Consider the following 432-nt stretch of genomic DNA (forward strand, 5'->3'; position numbering starts at 1 on the left):
TATCAGGACTATCACCTGTATGTGATTGACGACGCCTCCACCGACAACACCGCCGAGGTGGTCAAGCCGTTCATTCACGATCGGCTGACCTACATCCGCAACAACGCCAATCAGGGGGTGGCCGAAACGCGCAACATCGCCATCGAGGCGGCGCGCGGCGACTACATCGCGTTTTGCGACAGCGACGATGTTTGGCACCCGAATAAGCTGGCCCGCCAGGTCGGCATCCTTAAAACCCAGCGTTACGACGTGGTCTGCTCACACTATTACACCTTCGAGAATGACCTGGCGCAGGTGAAGAATTACCGCGGCGCCGGGGAGATCATCGCCTACCGCGACATGTTGAAAAGCAACTGGATCGGCAACCTGACCGGCATGTACAACCAGCGCCGGGTCGGCAAGGTCTACCAGCGCAAGGTCGGGCATGAAGAC

1 protein-coding gene is annotated in these 432 nt (G+C 58.8%); it reads left to right on the forward strand.

What is annotated here, in order from left to right; all coding sequences use genetic code 11:
* Positions 1 to 432 (forward strand): glycosyltransferase family 2 protein (locus KQX66_RS38825; RefSeq protein ID WP_216798395.1); only part of this gene is annotated, 432 nt, incomplete at both ends.

It is taken from the genome of Paenibacillus oleatilyticus (assembly GCF_018998565.1).
Taxonomy (GTDB): Bacteria; Bacillota; Bacilli; order Paenibacillales; family NBRC-103111; genus Paenibacillus_G; species Paenibacillus_G oleatilyticus.